We start from the raw sequence: 17,581 nt of genomic DNA on the forward strand, positions 1-17,581 counted from the left end.
TTTTGGCTTGGCGGTAATAATCTGCATGGTGAGGTTTTGCCCAAAATTCTGATTATTTCAGCGCATTTCTGGAACGCTCAAGACCGAATCATTACCATCTACCAGCTTAATACATATATAGTTCTTTTCCACGGCCACATAGACGATCTTCTCTTCTAAGATCATCTCACGAACTGAATCTTTTTTAAGTATCAGAAATGGGCGGCTCTGCATGCGAATGGATAATAAAATCAGATAAAGTTAAATAGATATGCGGGGTCGTTGAAACAACGGATAGGTGTAGGCCTGGTAGTCGATATATAGCAGTTAATGAACTAACGATGGGTACAATAATTCTTAAGTAATTCATAATGTATAAAGTTATTTTGAGTTTCAAATGCGCATACAGCGCTGACACAAAGTTATGAATAACAACAGCTTACAGGGCATTCAAAAGCAACACTTTTTCCCCAAATTTTACACAAAAAGGGCGGGTGGCGGACTACTTGTTCTAAAGCGGCATTTTTACCGCTTATACACCGCTTAGATAACGCTAATCCTACGTTAATCTTACGTTCATGAACGTAGGATTAACGTAGGATTAGCGTTATCTAAGCGGTATCTAAGCGAACCTTTTCTTAATACAGAAAAACTTTACAGTTTTATTGTGGAAAATCAGGATTGACTTTACAGATGCGTTAATCAAGCTTTACAAAAAATACGGAAAAGTCGGGATACTCAACAATGTAAGAGCATGAACACTGCCATGCACACGTAAGGAGAAGAGTAGAATGCAGGGGCAAGTAAGATAGTAGTGTAGCGGGGCGCGTGCTGCACTACTATCTTTGCTTCAGATAATCTTTAATAGCGCTGTGATATACCGTACTTCCAGGATGTGCTTTATAATTTTGCTTCCGTACCGGATCATTAACGATTTCCCGGGCATAGGCCACAGCTGCTGCAAATCTGGATTTTTCCTCTAATTGAGGTGTGGATGGAACGACATTACTCATATCAGGATTCTTAGCCAGAAAGGTATGTCCCATTCTTGTCTTAACTACAAATTGATTTTCTAATACTGTTTTACTAACCTTAAATCCGGTTAATAAAACGTTTTTTGTTTTAGCCATAAGTAAATATTCCTTTTAAAATTAGAGAAAAATGATCGCTTGTTTTACGCAATTTCGAGGATGGCCGGGCAAGATTACCCGGCCGTTTTTTCCGTAATTAATAATCACACTACTACTTCCTTTTATCCCGCGAATCCGGCTGAAAAGCAACCACGTTAAACATCTCACGCATGCGACTACGTAAGAGATCTCCATAGATTGCGCCCAGCTCTGCGGCGTTTAATCGTGTTATGATGTGTGTGATCATCCCATGAGAATGCATCAGATTATACCTGGTGAAAAGGATTTGCGCCATGAGATTGATCTTATTCCCCCAATAGTTAACCAGGGGCTCAAAGCCGAGATCATCGAAGCAGTGGACATGCGGCATTCGTCTGTAAGGATTAAATGCCCTTCTGCTATACTTCAGGATCACGTCAGTACCAAGGTCCGTAAACTCGAGACTTATCTCCTGGGAAGATTTAATAAAGGGACGATGGTCCGGCAGACTGAAATTTGACAGGATACGGATGATCGACGTTTTCCCGCAGCCCACTGGTCCCGTTAAAAACAGTCCCTTATGCAAGTCGAGTTTCTCTTTTGCAGCGACCTCTCCATCACGAAGGAAATAAGCGATCAGCTTCGTTACAACGGGCCGGTCGATATCGTCGATAACAAAATCATGACGATACAGATCCCTACCCTTCTCTTCGACCTGCTGCAGCATGTAATGGTAATCAAAAGGGCTCATCGTAACGTTTGTTCTTTTCTGATCGGAGCCCTCCGACTGTTGATGTTGTATTTGCAATTGCATTGTTTTTTATTAAAGGAATGCGGCTGATCCATTTTTCCGCGGCGGCCGTCCAATCGAGGATCGGCATGCCACCCATAGTCCAGCCTATGGCCTTGTAATGAAAATAAAACAGCTCGGCTTCCCTGTCTGATTGTGCGGCGGCACGGAAATAGGTACGTATTGCTTCCAATTCCGGCGCCGGAGGCGCCTTGATTTTATCTTTACTTTTTTTTCGTGTGTGTGCTGTTTTACTCTCGTTTATAAAATTGTTTATTTGTTTATTATTAAAGTGTGTCAAAATTGACACCCTATCGGTGTCGATTTTGCTACCGTTAGCCGGGTCTTTATTGCTACACGCATGCGTGTCATTTTTAGCACCCTTATCTTTTTCCAACGGGAGCATTTTTATCACGCTACGTGAAAAAAGTTCGTCAGACGGTTCATAAGTCAGGAAGCCAAAATTGTGCAAACGCTTCAGGCACTGGGTGTATGTGTGGAGCGATCCTATTTTGCAAAGTTTCATGGCTAAAGCTCTGTTGACGACTAATGACACAGGAAAACGCTCAAGGTTCCATAACTGAAACAGTGCCACATAAAGGCTAATATCGCTTGCACGTAGTCGCTCGTGCTCGTGGACAACTGTATAAAATGCGTTCAGGTGACGGATGAAATTGATGTTAAGATACTGCTTATCCATACTTTGGTTATTTGAGTTTTAATAAAGGGTGATTAACAATTCTATTTGCTGATCATTTCGAGGTCCAACATTCTTTTCGTGTGATAGATTTCCCATTTCAACCACTCGTCCAGCAATGCTTTCAGCGGCGTCTGGCCAACACGGAACGATGTTCCATTTTCAACCAACTGATGAGCAATCTTCTTTCGCCGTTCGATAAGCCATACATACCTTTCCTTGTTACCGGTGATGCAAGCGATTTCTTCTCTGAATTGCGACGTTAAATACCGGACATATTCTACACTGTTGAAATCAATGTATTGCAGCCGGTTGTGAAGTCGCCAGACATTGTCATTTCCTTTCTTTACAAATGCGAGTAATTGATTAGCCAATTTTTCAATGTAGTCGCGATTACAGTAAGAAAGATCGTTATCGCCTGATGGTGACACTGACAATTCCAGCGGAGCAGTGACGATACGCTGCAGACGGCTGTTAAGAGAGCGGAAACGGGGCGAACATTTTAAGGTAACTAAAGTCTCCATAACGAACTCGTAAAACAAATGCCTGCTGTACGCCGGGATCTTGTATTCATCGTCCATGTACTCGTAGAAATTCTTCTCCAGGTACAGATGCAGATCATACAGCAGCCTGTGAAGAAATTTAAATAACTGGCTTCCCCGATCATCACGATCAAGGATGTCCATCCGCCTTACCTCATTCTCCGGAAGCCATCCCATCAACTTGTCCATCAGCGGCACAATGCTGTACTGACAGGACTTTACAGCGATTCGAATGGTTTCTTCCTTTGTTGAGTTTTTGAGTGATGACAAGAACACCCGGTCCAGAGATTCCAGCTTCGGGAATCTTCCGAACATTATCTGGTTGATAAATTTCGGATGGAGAACGGGCGATCTTCTCAATTGCTTTGGAATTTCCTCGTTGATGAGGAATGCGACATGACTTAACATTTCCATGTTATTAGATTTAGTTATGAAAAAATGATTACAGCTTCAAGGCAAATAAGCGGGCGCAAAAAAACTTTGCACACGTACGTACATGCGTTGAATTATTTTATAGTAAGAAGTTGTTAAAAAGCTATGAAAGTCGGGGTAATGAGTCCTGGGGAATTATAGTAGGACCGGTAGAGATAGTAGGGATAGTCGGGGTAGTAGGGATAACAGGGAGAAGTGGGTTGTAGCAAGGACATAAGTTGAGTTCAAACCTGAGAGATCAGGTAAGTCGACCAGATCGGCCAACGGCTTGTTTAAAAGGCGTTTTGTGTACATAATTTTCGTTTTGAAATTAACGTTACTAAAACTATAATGAAGTGCAAGTTAGTGACTTTGTCAATATCATTAATCAAAGTCTGAAAATTTTTTTACTATAAATACGATTATTCTATAATATATATAAATTCGTTTACAGGTGAGGGAGAGACGATTTTGTGTTGACGAATGATATTTTCTGATAGTAAAAACGAGACCGGGGTTTTAGCCTGGTCTCGCTCTTTTTATCCGGAACAAACATATCAATAATGATAAAATAAACTTTTCCCTTCCTCAAAAGTGTCAACAAAATCCCGCTGAAACATTGCGACATTATCCTTATCGGAAGAATCATTGTATACGTAGGTAACTGCTTTCAGGATATCGGTCTTTTTGAAGTAACATTTCAACTGCTCAAAGTCCTGATAAAAAGTTCCACCCATCCCATATTTCATCCACCCGGCCTGCTCATAGTACATGACTAACTCGCTGTGATGTCCCAGCGGCCTTCGGACTGCCATGTATGCTGATATTAAGCGCAGCCATCACCCTATGGATACAATTGGCATAGTTGCCGTCATTTGCCGGATCACCGTTTTCTTTGCTGGCCATCAGCAGGCCCACCACCTGATTAAGATCGTTGATGATCACTGAACCAGAGTCTCCTCCTTTTGCAAATTCATTACCACCGTTCTGCGTATGAGGAACGATATACATCTGATGCTCAAAGTTAGCCGGTTCGGTTTTGGGAATGCCCACCCAGGCATTAGTATCTATTCCTACTGCTCTGCCGATCGTTCTGTCGGTTGTCCGCCCTACTTTCCTTACGCGTTCACCGGGGAGTACAGTAGTCCACACAATGGTCTGATCTCCTTTGTGATATTCCTTCAGCGGAGCGACACTATAGATGGGTGCATCGTCAGACGTAAGCTGTTCAGCAATTCCTGGATTAATGTATTCCCCCAAACCTCTCACAACATTGCTGATTACGTAATTATCTGCAATGTTGTGCATTCCTATTGTGGCGATGGCTCCATCTACCTCTTTAGTTAAAACGCCTTTCGTATTGTAGGCTATGATATCGCAGGTGCAACATGCGCAGCAGGTGAGGTCAGGCTGTCCTACCTTATCGCCGTCTGTCTTACTATCGTTATACAAAACATGATGGTTGGAAAGAAGCACCAGCTTTCCGGTTTCGTTACTGGTAGCAAAACATCCCAAAGTACCGAACCATGAACCGGTGTTGGGAGCTATCTGTATGCCGGCTTTTAAAGGACGATATTGGCTCTTATCTTCCAGTGGTCTGGCGGTTTCAATTTCCACTACATCGGTAGGAATACCTGCAATCTCCGAAGGGATCATTTCGGATTCATCCAGCTCTGCTGCTGCCATCTTTTTACGCACATGTATTACATAACACATTGTATCTGTATACCTGCCCGCAATCTCCTTACAAGCTATATTTACCGATACGACATTTTTCCTGCTGTGAAGCAGCGCTTCTGCTTCCGGTAAATGATACACCATCTTTTCAAATTCTTTCTCCCTTTCTTCCCGTGATTTGGTGATCTCCATAAATGAAAATTATTTAATATGTGTGAATTGCAGTTATTATTTCCTCTAAAGTATTGTGGTGGTGCAACGCGTTGAAGATAGAAAGCCTATGTTCGCGCACAGCGGCTGCCAGAGGCGCGCTACCTTCTTCTTCGATCACTGTAGCCATATGCTGCAGCAGTTGTTGCACAGGAACGTTATTAACTTCTTTCGGCAGTGGCGCACCTTCTATGCGGATAGTTCTAAGATACTGGGCTACAAAAGCAGGTCCTTGCTTTCGCTGCCAGGCCACCATCACTTTACGATTTTTATTTACCAGCTGTTGTATTTCATCCCTGAACTCTTCCACTAATGCAGCCATCGCTTTTCCTTTTTCAGAAGTCTGGATAAGTGCCTTCAGGTCACTCAGCAGTGCTGCGGGAGCCTGGTTCCTCACACGCTGTCCTGTTTCGGGTACCAACGCAATTACCTCACCTGTATCGCCGCCAGCGGGCCATCCAACCGTTATTTCCTTCACTATACGATCGCTTGTGCCGTTGTTATCGGTCACCTTGAGCGTGATCTTGTATTTCTCGCCGGGCGTATTGAAAGTGTGCGCACACATCACACCGCTATAGGTAGTAACAGCGCCGCTACTATTAGGATTGCCCATATCCCATGCATACGTTACAATGGTACCGTCGCCATCTACCGAGCTGCTGGCATCGAAATAAAAAGTGAGTGCATCTGTTTGCTGACTAATGGTAAAGTCGGCGGTAGGTGGATGAAATATCCGGATCTTCATTTCCCTGAGCACATCGTGGATGTTATTACAGGTGCTCATATAGGGCTTTGCTTTAAATTTAGAGGACATCAGTAATCCTACTATGCGGTTCTGATCATCTATCAGCACAGAACCTGAATCTCCTTTTATTGCAAAAGGCTGATTAGGGTCTTTCGGCTTTACACGGATCTGGTTGACATACTTACGGACATTGCCCTTGTCATCTTTCACCTCTACCGGCGCGCCTACCACCATTACTTCACCTATAGTACGTCCTGTTGTGCGCCCTAGGTGGAGGGTAATGGATTGTGGTTGGCTGGGGGATTAAATAAAGTTTTTATATAATAGTGCGGTAGAAGATAGAAGTGTTCAACTATTTGTTAAATTTACTGTTATCAAACCCCTACTGTAATGCTAATAGTAAATCGCGAATATTCAAAAGAAGATCTGTATAATATTTTTGACATCCCAATTGAAAAACGTAAAGGTCCTTGGAACACTGGTTATGTAAAACACAATGACACTGTATTCTTATTTGTAAATATCGGTAATGCCGGAAGAACAGGGCACAATTACGCGAATAAATGGGAAGAAGGAAATTTGATTTGGTATGGCAAAACTGATAGTCACCAGGGACAGGCTTTAATACAAACAATGATCGACGGTATTTGCAATGTACTAGTGTTTACTCGAACAGAAGATCGTAGCCCTTACACCTATAAAGGCATTGCCCACTATATATCTCATGAAAATACAACGCCAATTTGTATTACTTGGAAAGTAATCCCAGATATCCCCCCCAAAAAAGCCCCCTTTATAAACATTCCTTTGGCATGGGAAATCTTCATAGAAAACGCAGGACTGGCTGCAAAAACTAAGGAACCCTTCTATTCTCCACTTGATGGCGAAGAATACTGTGTCCAATCTACTTTCGACAATAAAGTGTGGCTTGAAAGAGTGAGTGCTGCGCGACGAAATAACTTGCAACCGCCCTTTCCGAAAGAAAGCTTCACTTATGAACGGTTCATCAAATGCTCCAAAAAGTTTAATCTCACTGATGGAAAGGCACCCAAAACCACTATCGATAACACAGTGCTATATGAAACAACTTTTGTTGAATTCCTGCCCCTGCTGGAATGGGACACGGAAAACAAGAACATAATTTTTTCGCCATATGCTGATTCCGAGATGGAAAAACTCGAAATACCTGGAACGTCATTTGAAGAAGCTCCCAATGACATTCTGCTTCAGCAAATTAATTTGTTAAAAAGATCACGGAAGGGACAACGTCACCTTAAGAAAAACTTGTTGATACAATATAACAATAAATGTTGTGTGACAGCATGTGATGTAGAAGCAGCATTACATGCATGCCATATTCAACCGCACAGGATTAATGGTGATAACGATTCAAAGAACGCTTTGCTTCTTCGTGCGGATATTCATGTGCTATGGGACAAAAATCTAATCGGTATTCATCCTAAGACGTTAGAAATACATATCGCTTCGAAACTGAAGAGTAGTCATTATGCGTTCCTGGTAGGTAAAAAATTGGCAATAAGAAAAGATTTAATGCAACCTTCAGAAAAATTGCTAAAAGTGCGGTGGAGCGAGTTTAAAATCCTGAGTAACAATGCATTTGAGACCAGGAATCCCTAGACAAATATCCATGAATTTTCAGTCAAGCAGTTATCTAATGTTCAATTACTTCATTTCAAATTCAGTTCTACTCAAGTTGTGAGTTTCAACAAAATTGAGGATCTATTTATCCAGTCACTATATATTAAAAACTTAAGAAATACCCAACATATTACATACGACCAACAGTCCCTAAAATGAGCAAGTCTGCTATAACCTCCTAGCAGCTATACAGCCCGACAGGAAAGAATAGAAGTCGTTGCCTGTTATCTTTATCCGTGATCTCCAAAGTTTAAGTTTCCAAATCCTAAGTAAAAGTATAGCCATCACTCCTACCTTTGATTAAGAGATGTAATGATCTCTCACCATTAATAAGAAAATGCTCAACATGCTACCATTGCAATTGTTAAAGAAAAAATATTCATGAAAAATAAAAATTGTTACCCGTAAACGTTTTTCGCATAATATAGTTTAATGTCTAATCTACAAGTAACCTTGTGTCTAAATGACTTTGAAAAGCCTGTAATCCAGTATTATGCCAATAACATACCCTTATAAATATTAACAGAAAAATACCGTCCTGGCCAGACATTGCCCCTTTGTGGGTATTACTGGGAAAGCCGAAAACCAGTAGAAAAGTATCCGTATCGATGGCCCGATGCTTCGCAGATAATAACTGGCGAACAGAGGAATTTGTTAAGACGTGTTCTTTGAAATAAATTAGGGAAGGTCTTCTGCAGTAAGATCATCCTACTAAATGAGCACAAGCTCATAGAAAAGTGTGGTTCTTCTGACTAATTGAGTTTCAAATTGGGAGTAAAACCCGTAGGTAAGATTAAACATGAGAAGTCAGGAGGCGGCAGACTTAAAATAAATTATAGTACATGCCTCAAAAAAGAAACACACCAAAATAGGTTCAGACGTGGTTACTATGCCACTTGTGAATCCAAACGCTGCAGGAATTGATATTGGCAGCACACTACATGCAGTTGCAGTACCAGAAGGTAGAGACATTAACAGGGTGAAATCCTTTGGCGCAATGACATGCGATCTTAAAGCAATTATAGAATGGTTGCGGTATTGTAAAATTGATACTGTGGCGATGGAAAGCACCGGAATTTATTGGAAAGCATTGTTCCGTTTGCTCGTCAGACATGGATTTGAAGTTTATCTGGTTAATGCTAAAGAGGTACGAAACGTCTCAGGACGAAAAACAGATGAAGATGATGCACTGTGGATACAGAAGCTTCATAGTTGCGGATTGTTGAAATCCAGCTATTTACCAGGCGACGAACAGGAAACGTTACGAACAATGGTACGGTATAAAAAATCACTTATTGACGATGCCAGCCGCTTTATTTTCCGGTTGTAGAAATCACTCGACGCCATGAATATTAAAATACATAGTGTTATTAGTGATATTACCGGTGCTACAGGTCGAAAGATCATAGAAAGCATAATTGAGGGAGAGAGGAATCCTGTAAATTTCCTTGGATTCATAGATAAAAGGATCAAGGCTGATAGTGAAACAATTATTAAGTCACTACAAGGAAATTGGAGAGAAGAACATCTGTTTATTATAAGTGAGAGCTATGAGTTTTATAATATTTATCAGGAAAGAATTTCATCATGCGATAAGCAAATAGAAAAACAACTGAAGGTTTTGGAGCTGTTGCACAACTATGGAGTAATAGATACTGAAGAGCCAGAATGGAAATCCCATAAGAAAAAATGTAAAAATCACCCAGAGGTAGATATCCGAAGATTTCTTTACAAGATTCATGGAGTAGACGTAATGGAGATCTATGGATTGAGCCATATCGGAGGATTTGAAATATTAGCAGAAACAGGAATCGATCTAAGCAAATGGGAGACAGAAAAACATTTTGTTTCCTGGTTAAATCTGAGTCCGAATAATAAAATATCTGGCGGAAAACTGATAAGTAGCCAGATTATGAGAAAGAAACCAAATCCTGCCAGTATAGCGTTTAGAAATGCAGCAAATGCAGTACAAAGAGGAAACCACTGGCTGGGTGACTATTTCGACGAATGAAATCCAAGGGCGGAAACAAATACGCCATAGTAGCAACAGCAAATAAAATGGCGACTATCTATTATAAAATGGTAAGATACAAACAGGAGTTTTGAGTTATATCAGGAAAAATATAAACTGGCTAAAATAGCTTTTTATGAGAAAAAGCTTAAGGATTTGAATCGGTCAGTCGATTAATCAGATTATATACATTCTTAATTTCCAAGAGAGTGTTTAAATAAAATATTCTCTTATGGGCGAGGTATGTCCCGCTTATAAGAAAGGTCATCCTGATCAGGTACTTCACGGAAGGTCAATGCCTACCACCTTTACAGTGAAGTTATAGATAAGAGTAGGCATAAATTATTTGTTAACTAAAGTTTAGCCTTTTAACATTATAAAGGCGAATTAACTATGAAAAAAGCAAGAATCGTTCTGAGCGCAGTAGCATTGTTCGCAGTAGTTGGCGGCGCGTTAGCGTTTAAAGCATCAAGGCAGCCAGCTTCATTCTTTTCAAACACAACAACAACAACAATTGGTGGTGCTCAAACTACAATTTGTACCTTGCCAGTTCAAGCCGCGCTGACAACTGAAGATCAGGGTCTCGGTTCTACCATAGTGTCTTACTCAGTTGTTGCTAAAACAAATGCTTCTTGCCCTGCTAGAACTTTGTATTTTGCAGAATAGTATTAGTGACTGAACTATCATTTATAGGCATGCAGTTTTCGACTGCATGCCTTTTTTAAAAAAGTTGTTAAATTCGCCAGTTTTTAGAACCTTTTTAGTTCATCTTCATCCAAACTGGAGGTAAAGAATCTTTCAACAAATAATTAAAAAATTGCTCCATGCGTGTATTGAAATCTTCACCATTTCTTCCATATACTCCATGATCACTATTCTCATATGATAAAAACCACACTTTTTTTCCCAGCCGCCGTAATGCTAAAAAGAACTCTAAAGCATTGGCATATGGAACCGTTGAATCATTCTTAGTATGCATTAATAAAAGAGGAGTGGTCACCTTATTAGCAGAAAAAACAGCTGAATTATTGATGAACTCATCCCGCTTCTCCCAAAGTGTTCCTCCCATCTGATAAGGTCCCATTTCAAATTCGGGTTGTTTAATATTTCCGTTATTAATGCTGTTGTACCCGCTAATAAAATTAGATAGCCCTGAAGAAGAGCATGCCGCGGCAAATATATTAGTATGTGTAACTAGATAATTGGTCTCAAATCCACCAAATGATATCCCTTGAATACCCATCTTATTTGAGTCGATATATGAAAACTCCCTCAGGTAGTCTGTTGCGCTTACAATTGCGTCCAAACAACTTTCTCCTGGTTTTCCAGCCATATAATGAATATCGGGGGTAAATACAAGAAACCCTTTGCTGACATACCAAGGGATGTTCAACCGCCCATCGGAAAAGGAAGGCTTCAAAAAAGCATTTAAATTATCTGATAATTTCCTGTAATAATAGAAAATTATTGGATATTTCTTAGTTGAATCAAAATCTTGGGGTTTATATAAAACTCCCTGAAGCCTTTTTTGTTGAAAGTTATTCCAAGTATGTAATTCAGTTGTTAACCAATTATATTCTGTTTCTGGATGAATATTTGTCAGTCTTTTAAAATTCTTAAAGTCATCAGATAAGAAATAGTTAGGACTTTCATTTGCTCCCATTCGTTGTATTATATATATATCAGCATCTTTTGCTCTCAAAGGCATAAATCCTCTTTCTATCCCGAGCGTTGCATGAGGATAGTAGAATAACTTCGACTGCATAGTCAATAATTTAGGTTGCTTCGAGCGCCCGAAAGAAATTGAATAAAAGCCATTTTTCTTAGTAACTTTGTCAAAAGCACTAAGTATAATTTTTCCATTAGCATTAATGAATTTATTCTGATATGCATCCCCGAACAAACTGAAAACAACTCCGTTCTTACGACCATAACCATTTGTAATATTTTGAGGGCTAAATACACTATTTAAATTGCATCTCCATATATCAAACTGGTCATAAATAAGTACATCCCCCTGGTCAGTCCATCCTGCGATTCCTCTTCTCATCGGTTGAAGTGCATCATAGTCATCGTTATATTTCTTAGTCCAAAAAGAAGAAATAGACTCTGTCATGTTTGTTCTGCGCTTACTTTCGATATTAATGCTGTAATAGTACCCATTTTTATTGTCGAAACAAACTATGTATTGCCCGTTGGGGCTTAGCACCCCATCGTTTTCCAATTCCATCCTGTCACCATTAATTGTAGACACGAGATCACTTTTTTTCTCAGATTTACCTGTTTCGTTGATAGTCTTATACGTCTCAATCGCCCAATCACCATTTCCAGATTCTGGAAGTGCAAGTGTTGAACCATCATGGGCAATCAATCTAATCACCTTTCCATTGTCTAAATTTAAAGAGATTAATTCTTCATTTACCAATGAAACATTAGGCCGAAGCAGGATAGGATCTTTAAACGTCCAAATGCTTAATTGCGGATCGATGTTCTCCTTTTTATTAGAAATGATCTTTTTTAATCTAATAAATATTCGCGAACCATCCAAACTAAAATCATTGATCCTATCAATGTTATATATTTCTCCACGACCTAGATCGATATCGCCTAGAACTAATTTGCATTGCGATGAGTCCAACTTATAATACCATATTTTTTTGTTTCCATCCTCAATAGACATCCCAGAAAAAACTACTTGCCTTTGTTGATTATCAACTACAAAGTCAACAAGGGATTTACCTTTCCAAACTACCCTTGTCCTTCCATTTTCAAGGTTTACCGTATATAATAGTGTTTGTCCGACAGAATCTTCCATTTGCAACAACTTTATACTATCGTTATCATCAGTCTCTAGTCTACGCACACAGTGAAGATTAGGGAAAGTAATTTTCTTCGTTCCTCCCATGCTTTCCAATACAAATTCACGCCTCCCTTTATTAATGTTATGTCCTATCCAGACTAAATCTTTGGAGTCAACAAATATCAAGGTTAAATCGGGCAAGTATTCAATCCGTTCCGTTCCTAACTCTGCGACAAAAACACTGTCATTAACGGCAAAGACTGCAAACTTAGAACAACCCAAGAAAGAGAACATATTTCCCTCTACTATCTCTTTCTGCCATTTGCCATTAACTGATTGAATAACCAAAGTTTGACTTTTCGTAGGCACATTCTTCAAAGTAAAAGATACATACTTCCCATCATCCCTTATTGATGGAAACTCCAATATTGGCCAAGACTTCAATGCATATTCATCAAGTGGCTTGTTTTGAGCACTTACAGTTAAGCTTGTTACGACTTGCAGTACGATTAGTATATAGAAGATTGCTTTATTAAGCATAAAATGAGTTTACGCATCACAAAATAGCCACACTGAGTTGCATTATCGCCGCGGTGAGAATTCTCGCTTCCTTATTACTTCCATGTTGGTACTCCATCGATCATTTTTTGATAATTAACTCTTATAGGTCTTGAGTCTTTTGATAAATCCATAGCTTTTTTTTGCCATTCAATAGCTAATTTTTTATCTCCAACTTTATACAATAGGTTTGCATATGTATCAATTTCATTAGCATCCTTGGGACCAAAGTGCTCAACGCTGTACTTTGACGCCTTCACTGCTATTGCCAATATAAGAGGATCATCAATCTTTTCAAAAACTGTCCATGATAAATTGTTAATATGATACTCACTCCTACCAATTGCAGTCTTGTAGTAAAGCGCATAATATTGTCCAAATTTCTGCCAATCACCCTTGCCATGATAGTATAACATTGCCATTCCCGCCGCCTTTTCCGATCCCAATACCCCAAAATCATTAGACAGCTTTCTAACTAGCTTCTCCCAATCCGGAGCCACAATATCATTGTCCAATTGTGGCTGTATTTCCTGTTTACCAATAATATTCTTTAAAAAATTCTCCGCTCGATTATTTCCCCAAAACTTATTGGCACGATCAATATTCTTAAATATTATAGTAAACCCAGTGTCCCGGGTTGTGTAGGTGTACCTTTTAATAAATCTAAGATTACTTTCCGATAATGGCGCAAACAAAATACGAAGATATTCTTTAAGAAATCTCTGTGTTTTAGCGCTGTCCAAGCGAGAATCAGCCATTGTAACTAATGACCTAAGAAGTAGGGAATCTCTTGCACCACTTTCATATTTTTTCAATCCAGCGATATATGTACCTTGCCCTTTTTCCAGAGATAGCGCATCCAACAACTGGTAAGGTTCAAATTTAAATGCCTTCGATCTATATAACTCAATATTCAAATCTCGTATTTTATTAATTGGGATCTTAATAACCTTCCTATCGTATGTTATGAGGCCATTCTGTTCAGTTTCCACATCGAACGGTTGAGTATAGATCGATGCACTTAGTCCTTCAGCTTCCATTTTTTTTAATGAATCAATAATTTCACTATATTTTAAGATTAATGTCCCAGGGGTATTGATTCCATCATAGCCCCATCCCGTAGTAAGGTCATCCCAAAGGTGGCCTTCAATTGGTACGCCAATTCCTCCAAATTCTCCAATAGCAGTTGCCATGCCGGGGCGTGTTTGAATGTTTCCCGGCATTGGATATGCATGCACATCAGTGAGATCCGATCCGATCCACGCATCCGGAGAAGGACTTCTAAGTTGATTGTTTACATATAACATTTCTCCTGAGTGGCCATTTATCAATCTCGTTGGATCTTTTGCTTTCATCCATTTCGTAAGTCTCCCCTGATCATAATATCCCCATTTTTCATTAAAGAGTACCCACGTAACTATTGAAGGATGATTAAATAACTGTTGCATTATTTCGGCGCTTTCCCTTTCAAACTCAGATTTACTCCCTTCCGGTAGTCCCTGGTTAGGATTTACCATATCTTGCCATACTAATATTCCCAATCTATCAGTATGATAATACCATCGCGCTGGCTCCACTTTTATATGCTTTCTTATTGTATTAAATCCCATTTTTTTTATGACCGATATATCAAATTGGAGAGCGGAGTCAGTAGGCGCAGTGTAAAGACCGTCAGGCCAATATCCTTGATCCAAAGTCCCAAGGTTGTATGTGTATTTATTATTCAGATAGATTCGGTCTACTCCTTTTGAATCTTTCTGAATATCGATCTTCCGCATTCCAAAATAACTCTTTACTTTGTCTTTGTTGATAGCCACCTCTAAGTCATATAAATAAGGATCATCAGGGCTCCATAATCTCGCATTAGGGATCTTTAACATAGCATTAATATGGTCTTTATCCTGGACCTTTTTTAGAACTTCACATGTATTGCAACCCGGAACGTTGATGGATAACGTTGACTTGTCAACTATTGTAGATGAGATCTTAATTAACAGGCTTACAACGCTCTTATCAATATCTGTAGTAATTCTTATACTTTCTATATAATCAGTAGGTACGGTTTCCAGCCAAACAGTTTGCCAAATTCCCGAACTGGGTGTATAATAGATATTGCCAGGGTTGAGCACTTGTTTGCCGTGAGGACCAATTCCTTGATCTGTAGGATCAAATACCCTCAACACTAACTGATTATCACCATTTACTAAAAATGAGGTGATATCAAATGAAAATTCTGTATACCCTCCTGTATGAGATCCTACTTCTTTTCCGTTCACGTATACTGTAGCCTGCCAATCAACAGCCCCAAAATGAAGCAAAAGCCGTTTGTTTTTTTCAATGTTCACATTGAATGAGCGTTTATACCATAAATACTCATTAGGCTTAAGACTTTTTTTTACACCAGACAAAGCGGATTCTAAAGGGAATGGAACTAAAATATTTCCTTGAAAGTTGATAGGCATATCATTGACCAGGCTAGTTATTGTATATTGCCAAATCCCATTCATATTTTGCCAGCTATCCTCACGTACCATTTGGGGGCGGGGATACTCTGGTAGCGAATTATTTGGAGCCACTTGCCTAGCCCACCTCGTTTCAATTGTTGTTGGTTTCATTTGCCATGAAGAGTCTCTTTGAGAGTATCCAATGAACGAGCAAAAAAAACAAAGAAAGGTAATTCCTAAACATGATTTATTTAACATCAATATTTATTTTTATTCTGTTTTTGATCCCTCGAATTATATTATCATGACTATGCTTTCACGAATCTGCCAAATGAATTGTCAGGCGAGCGGACCACCTACAACTCGCAATCATTTTATGATAGTTATCATTCTATTTCAAGCGAAGTTTCTAAATAAAGGCACCATCCCTAAAACAAAAAGTAATAAGTTGGCAAGACATATACTTTGAGTTCTCAAACGAAAAACTGCCTCAATATCCTGGATTTTGGTGTCCTATAAGGTTCGGGTTTCCCAACAAGTCGCCTTCAGGTATTGGATATAAGGCATCTGTTATTTGCCACGTACTTTTTAGTTCTGACATCACATCATCTATACGCTTTGTTCTTTTAAGATCAAACCATCGGTGCCCCCATTCAGTGAACAACTCACTTTTACGCTCATCCTCAATTGCACCAAGCGCGTCATTTTGATCAAGATTCAATGGTAACTCTGGTAATTGTTCAGCTTGGGGTTTGCTATAATCCGTTGCACGCCTTCTTATCGTATTCAGATCCTCAATTCCTTCTTGAATTTTCCCTAGCATGACTCTCGCCTCCGCTCTTATCAAATATTGCTCAGCCAATCTTAATACAGTTGAGTATTCCTTTGTCGCAACCGGCTCTTGCCCAATCCTATACTTTGTTGGAAAATAATATACCAGCCCATCCGTTTCTATGCTATCGATCCACTTACTTCTGCGCATGTCTCGCATATCAAATTTTGCTGCGAATTGCGCTGACATTTTTACTAAATAACTGCTGGGAGTCGGCAATACCGATAGCTTAAAAAGAGCGCCTTCTTTTGAATTTGCTGATAAATCCGCGATTGTCCCGACTGGTTGCAATTGCCAAATGGCCTCTTTATTATTCATTTCGAATACTTTATCAATATCCACGATACTGAATAACGTGCTATTATTAATCACTATCGACGACATTTCTTCAGCTTCGGTATATTTCTTGGTATATAAGTACGCTCTTGCCAATAATGCAGTGGCCGCCCACTTACTTGGCCGAACTCTCTCGCTTGTAACCGAAACCCCATCTTTTCCCACAAAACTGTCAGACATGCTTAATTGAGCATCTTTCAGATCTATAATCATCTGATTATAAACTTGCTCTTCAGAACTTCTTGGCAAAACCCGATTTATTTGATAATCAGTTGACAACGCGAGCGGAATCGGCCCGTACATGTTTACGAGGTAAAAATTACATAGAGCCCTTACGAATTTTGCCTCTCCTATAAGTTGGTTTTTAAGCTTCGGATTAATAGAGCTTTGGGGTAAATTTTCAATTGCAGAATTTGCAATAAATACCATTCTATATATATTACTCCAAGTTGACAAAGAAGCTGCCTGGATATCGTTATTAAAGTATTGCCCAAACGTTATATCTCCAGCATTTACAGGTTGAAGTTCATCGCCAGTTAACCCTGAAATTAAACAGATATTTGTTAGCCAACCATCCAATGTAGCAACAGGTGAATTGCTCATGTTGGTGTATATTCCAGTGAGAACTGCAATCGCAGTCGACTCATCGTTGAAAACATTTTCACCGTTTGTGCTTGTGATTGGTGGATCGACTTCAACTAGCCTAGAACATGAATTTAACGTCAATCCAAGAAAGCAGAAAACTGAATATATATGTAATCTTAAGTTTACTGTTATCATA

General features: G+C 39.4%; 13 protein-coding genes. 4 read left to right on the plus strand and 9 right to left on the minus strand.

The features are described from left to right. Window positions 1-818 precede the first annotated feature (818 nt). From C7475_RS29425 to C7475_RS29455, 6 genes are all read right to left on the minus strand, one after another. Entirely contained in the window at window positions 819-1,109 is a 291-nt protein-coding gene (locus C7475_RS29425) for a hypothetical protein (protein WP_110057022.1), read from the minus strand. Window positions 1,110-1,221: 112 nt separating this feature from the next. Beyond that, window positions 1,222-1,839: an ATPase gene (locus tag C7475_RS29430; protein ID WP_110057023.1), complete on the minus strand. Its 618-nt coding sequence runs from the start codon at window positions 1,837-1,839 to the stop codon at window positions 1,222-1,224. Further along, window positions 1,826-2,578, minus strand: a complete 753-nt coding sequence (locus C7475_RS29435; RefSeq protein WP_110057024.1) for a hypothetical protein — start codon at window positions 2,576-2,578, stop codon at window positions 1,826-1,828. Before C7475_RS29435 ends, C7475_RS29430 begins: the two co-directional genes overlap by 14 nt. Window positions 2,579-2,619: 41 nt before the next feature. Next, window positions 2,620-3,531, minus strand: a complete 912-nt coding sequence (locus C7475_RS29440) for a hypothetical protein (protein ID WP_146217694.1) — start codon at window positions 3,529-3,531, stop codon at window positions 2,620-2,622. A gap of 759 nt (window positions 3,532-4,290) precedes the next feature. Continuing rightward, the gene (locus C7475_RS29450; protein ID WP_110057027.1) at window positions 4,291-5,397 is read right to left on the minus strand and encodes a hypothetical protein; all 1,107 of its coding nucleotides are present in this window, start codon (window positions 5,395-5,397) and stop codon (window positions 4,291-4,293) included. Window positions 5,398-5,410: 13 nt separating this feature from the next. Continuing rightward, complete coding sequence (locus C7475_RS29455) at window positions 5,411-6,394, minus strand: PKD domain-containing protein (protein ID WP_110057028.1); 984 nt, start codon at window positions 6,392-6,394, stop codon at window positions 5,411-5,413. Window positions 6,395-6,550: 156 nt separating this feature from the next. Between C7475_RS29455 and C7475_RS29460 the strand changes: the two genes are divergently transcribed. From C7475_RS29460 to C7475_RS29475, 4 genes are all read left to right on the plus strand, one after another. Further along, entirely contained in the window at window positions 6,551-7,798 is a 1,248-nt protein-coding gene (locus C7475_RS29460) for an HNH endonuclease (protein ID WP_110057029.1), read from the plus strand. A 910-nt stretch (window positions 7,799-8,708) separates the two neighbouring features. Further along, window positions 8,709-9,149, plus strand: coding sequence for a transposase (locus C7475_RS29465; RefSeq protein WP_110057030.1), 441 nt, complete (start codon window positions 8,709-8,711; stop codon window positions 9,147-9,149). Between the two features lie 15 nt (window positions 9,150-9,164). Next, complete coding sequence (locus C7475_RS29470) at window positions 9,165-9,830, plus strand: transposase (protein ID WP_110057031.1); 666 nt, start codon at window positions 9,165-9,167, stop codon at window positions 9,828-9,830. Between the two features lie 393 nt (window positions 9,831-10,223). Then, the gene (locus C7475_RS29475; RefSeq protein ID WP_110057032.1) at window positions 10,224-10,496 is read left to right on the plus strand and encodes a hypothetical protein; all 273 of its coding nucleotides are present in this window, start codon (window positions 10,224-10,226) and stop codon (window positions 10,494-10,496) included. Window positions 10,497-10,590: 94 nt separating this feature from the next. Here the strand turns inward: C7475_RS29475 and C7475_RS29480 are convergent, their stop codons facing one another. The 3 genes from C7475_RS29480 to C7475_RS29490 all read right to left on the minus strand — a co-directional run bounded on the left by C7475_RS29480 (window position 10,591) and on the right by C7475_RS29490 (window position 17,580). After that, window positions 10,591-13,170 (minus strand): S9 family peptidase, encoded by a 2,580-nt coding sequence (locus C7475_RS29480; protein WP_110057033.1) that lies wholly within the window; start codon window positions 13,168-13,170, stop codon window positions 10,591-10,593. Between the two features lie 74 nt (window positions 13,171-13,244). Beyond that, on the minus strand, window positions 13,245-15,803 hold the full coding sequence (locus tag C7475_RS29485) for a glycoside hydrolase family 2 protein (protein WP_233260007.1): 2,559 nt from the start codon (window positions 15,801-15,803) through the stop codon (window positions 13,245-13,247). A 319-nt stretch (window positions 15,804-16,122) separates the two neighbouring features. Continuing rightward, the gene (locus tag C7475_RS29490; RefSeq protein ID WP_110057035.1) at window positions 16,123-17,580 is read right to left on the minus strand and encodes a RagB/SusD family nutrient uptake outer membrane protein; all 1,458 of its coding nucleotides are present in this window, start codon (window positions 17,578-17,580) and stop codon (window positions 16,123-16,125) included. Window position 17,581 lies beyond the last annotated feature (1 nt).

It is taken from the genome of Chitinophaga sp. S165 (assembly GCF_003182155.1).
In the GTDB taxonomy this organism is placed as follows: Bacteria; Bacteroidota; Bacteroidia; order Chitinophagales; family Chitinophagaceae; genus Chitinophaga.

Coding starts and splice junctions, on each gene's coding strand:
- C7475_RS29460 (WP_110057029.1), top strand. CDS start 6,551: ATGCTAATAGTAAATCGCGAATATTCAAAAGAAGATCTGTATAATATT.
- C7475_RS29425 (WP_110057022.1), bottom strand. CDS start 1,109: ATGGCTAAAACAAAAAACGTTTTATTAACCGGATTTAAGGTTAGTAAA.
- C7475_RS29470 (WP_110057031.1), top strand. CDS start 9,165: ATGAATATTAAAATACATAGTGTTATTAGTGATATTACCGGTGCTACA.
- C7475_RS29455 (WP_110057028.1), bottom strand. CDS start 6,394: ATGGTGGTAGGCGCGCCGGTAGAGGTGAAAGATGACAAGGGCAATGTC.
- C7475_RS29435 (WP_110057024.1), bottom strand. CDS start 2,578: ATGGATAAGCAGTATCTTAACATCAATTTCATCCGTCACCTGAACGCA.
- C7475_RS29450 (WP_110057027.1), bottom strand. CDS start 5,397: ATGGAGATCACCAAATCACGGGAAGAAAGGGAGAAAGAATTTGAAAAG.
- C7475_RS29440 (WP_146217694.1), bottom strand. CDS start 3,531: ATGGAAATGTTAAGTCATGTCGCATTCCTCATCAACGAGGAAATTCCA.
- C7475_RS29485 (WP_233260007.1), bottom strand. CDS start 15,803: ATGAAACCAACAACAATTGAAACGAGGTGGGCTAGGCAAGTGGCTCCA.
- C7475_RS29430 (WP_110057023.1), bottom strand. CDS start 1,839: ATGAGCCCTTTTGATTACCATTACATGCTGCAGCAGGTCGAAGAGAAG.
- C7475_RS29475 (WP_110057032.1), top strand. CDS start 10,224: ATGAAAAAAGCAAGAATCGTTCTGAGCGCAGTAGCATTGTTCGCAGTA.
- C7475_RS29465 (WP_110057030.1), top strand. CDS start 8,709: ATGCCACTTGTGAATCCAAACGCTGCAGGAATTGATATTGGCAGCACA.
- C7475_RS29480 (WP_110057033.1), bottom strand. CDS start 13,170: ATGCTTAATAAAGCAATCTTCTATATACTAATCGTACTGCAAGTCGTA.
- C7475_RS29490 (WP_110057035.1), bottom strand. CDS start 17,580: ATGATAACAGTAAACTTAAGATTACATATATATTCAGTTTTCTGCTTT.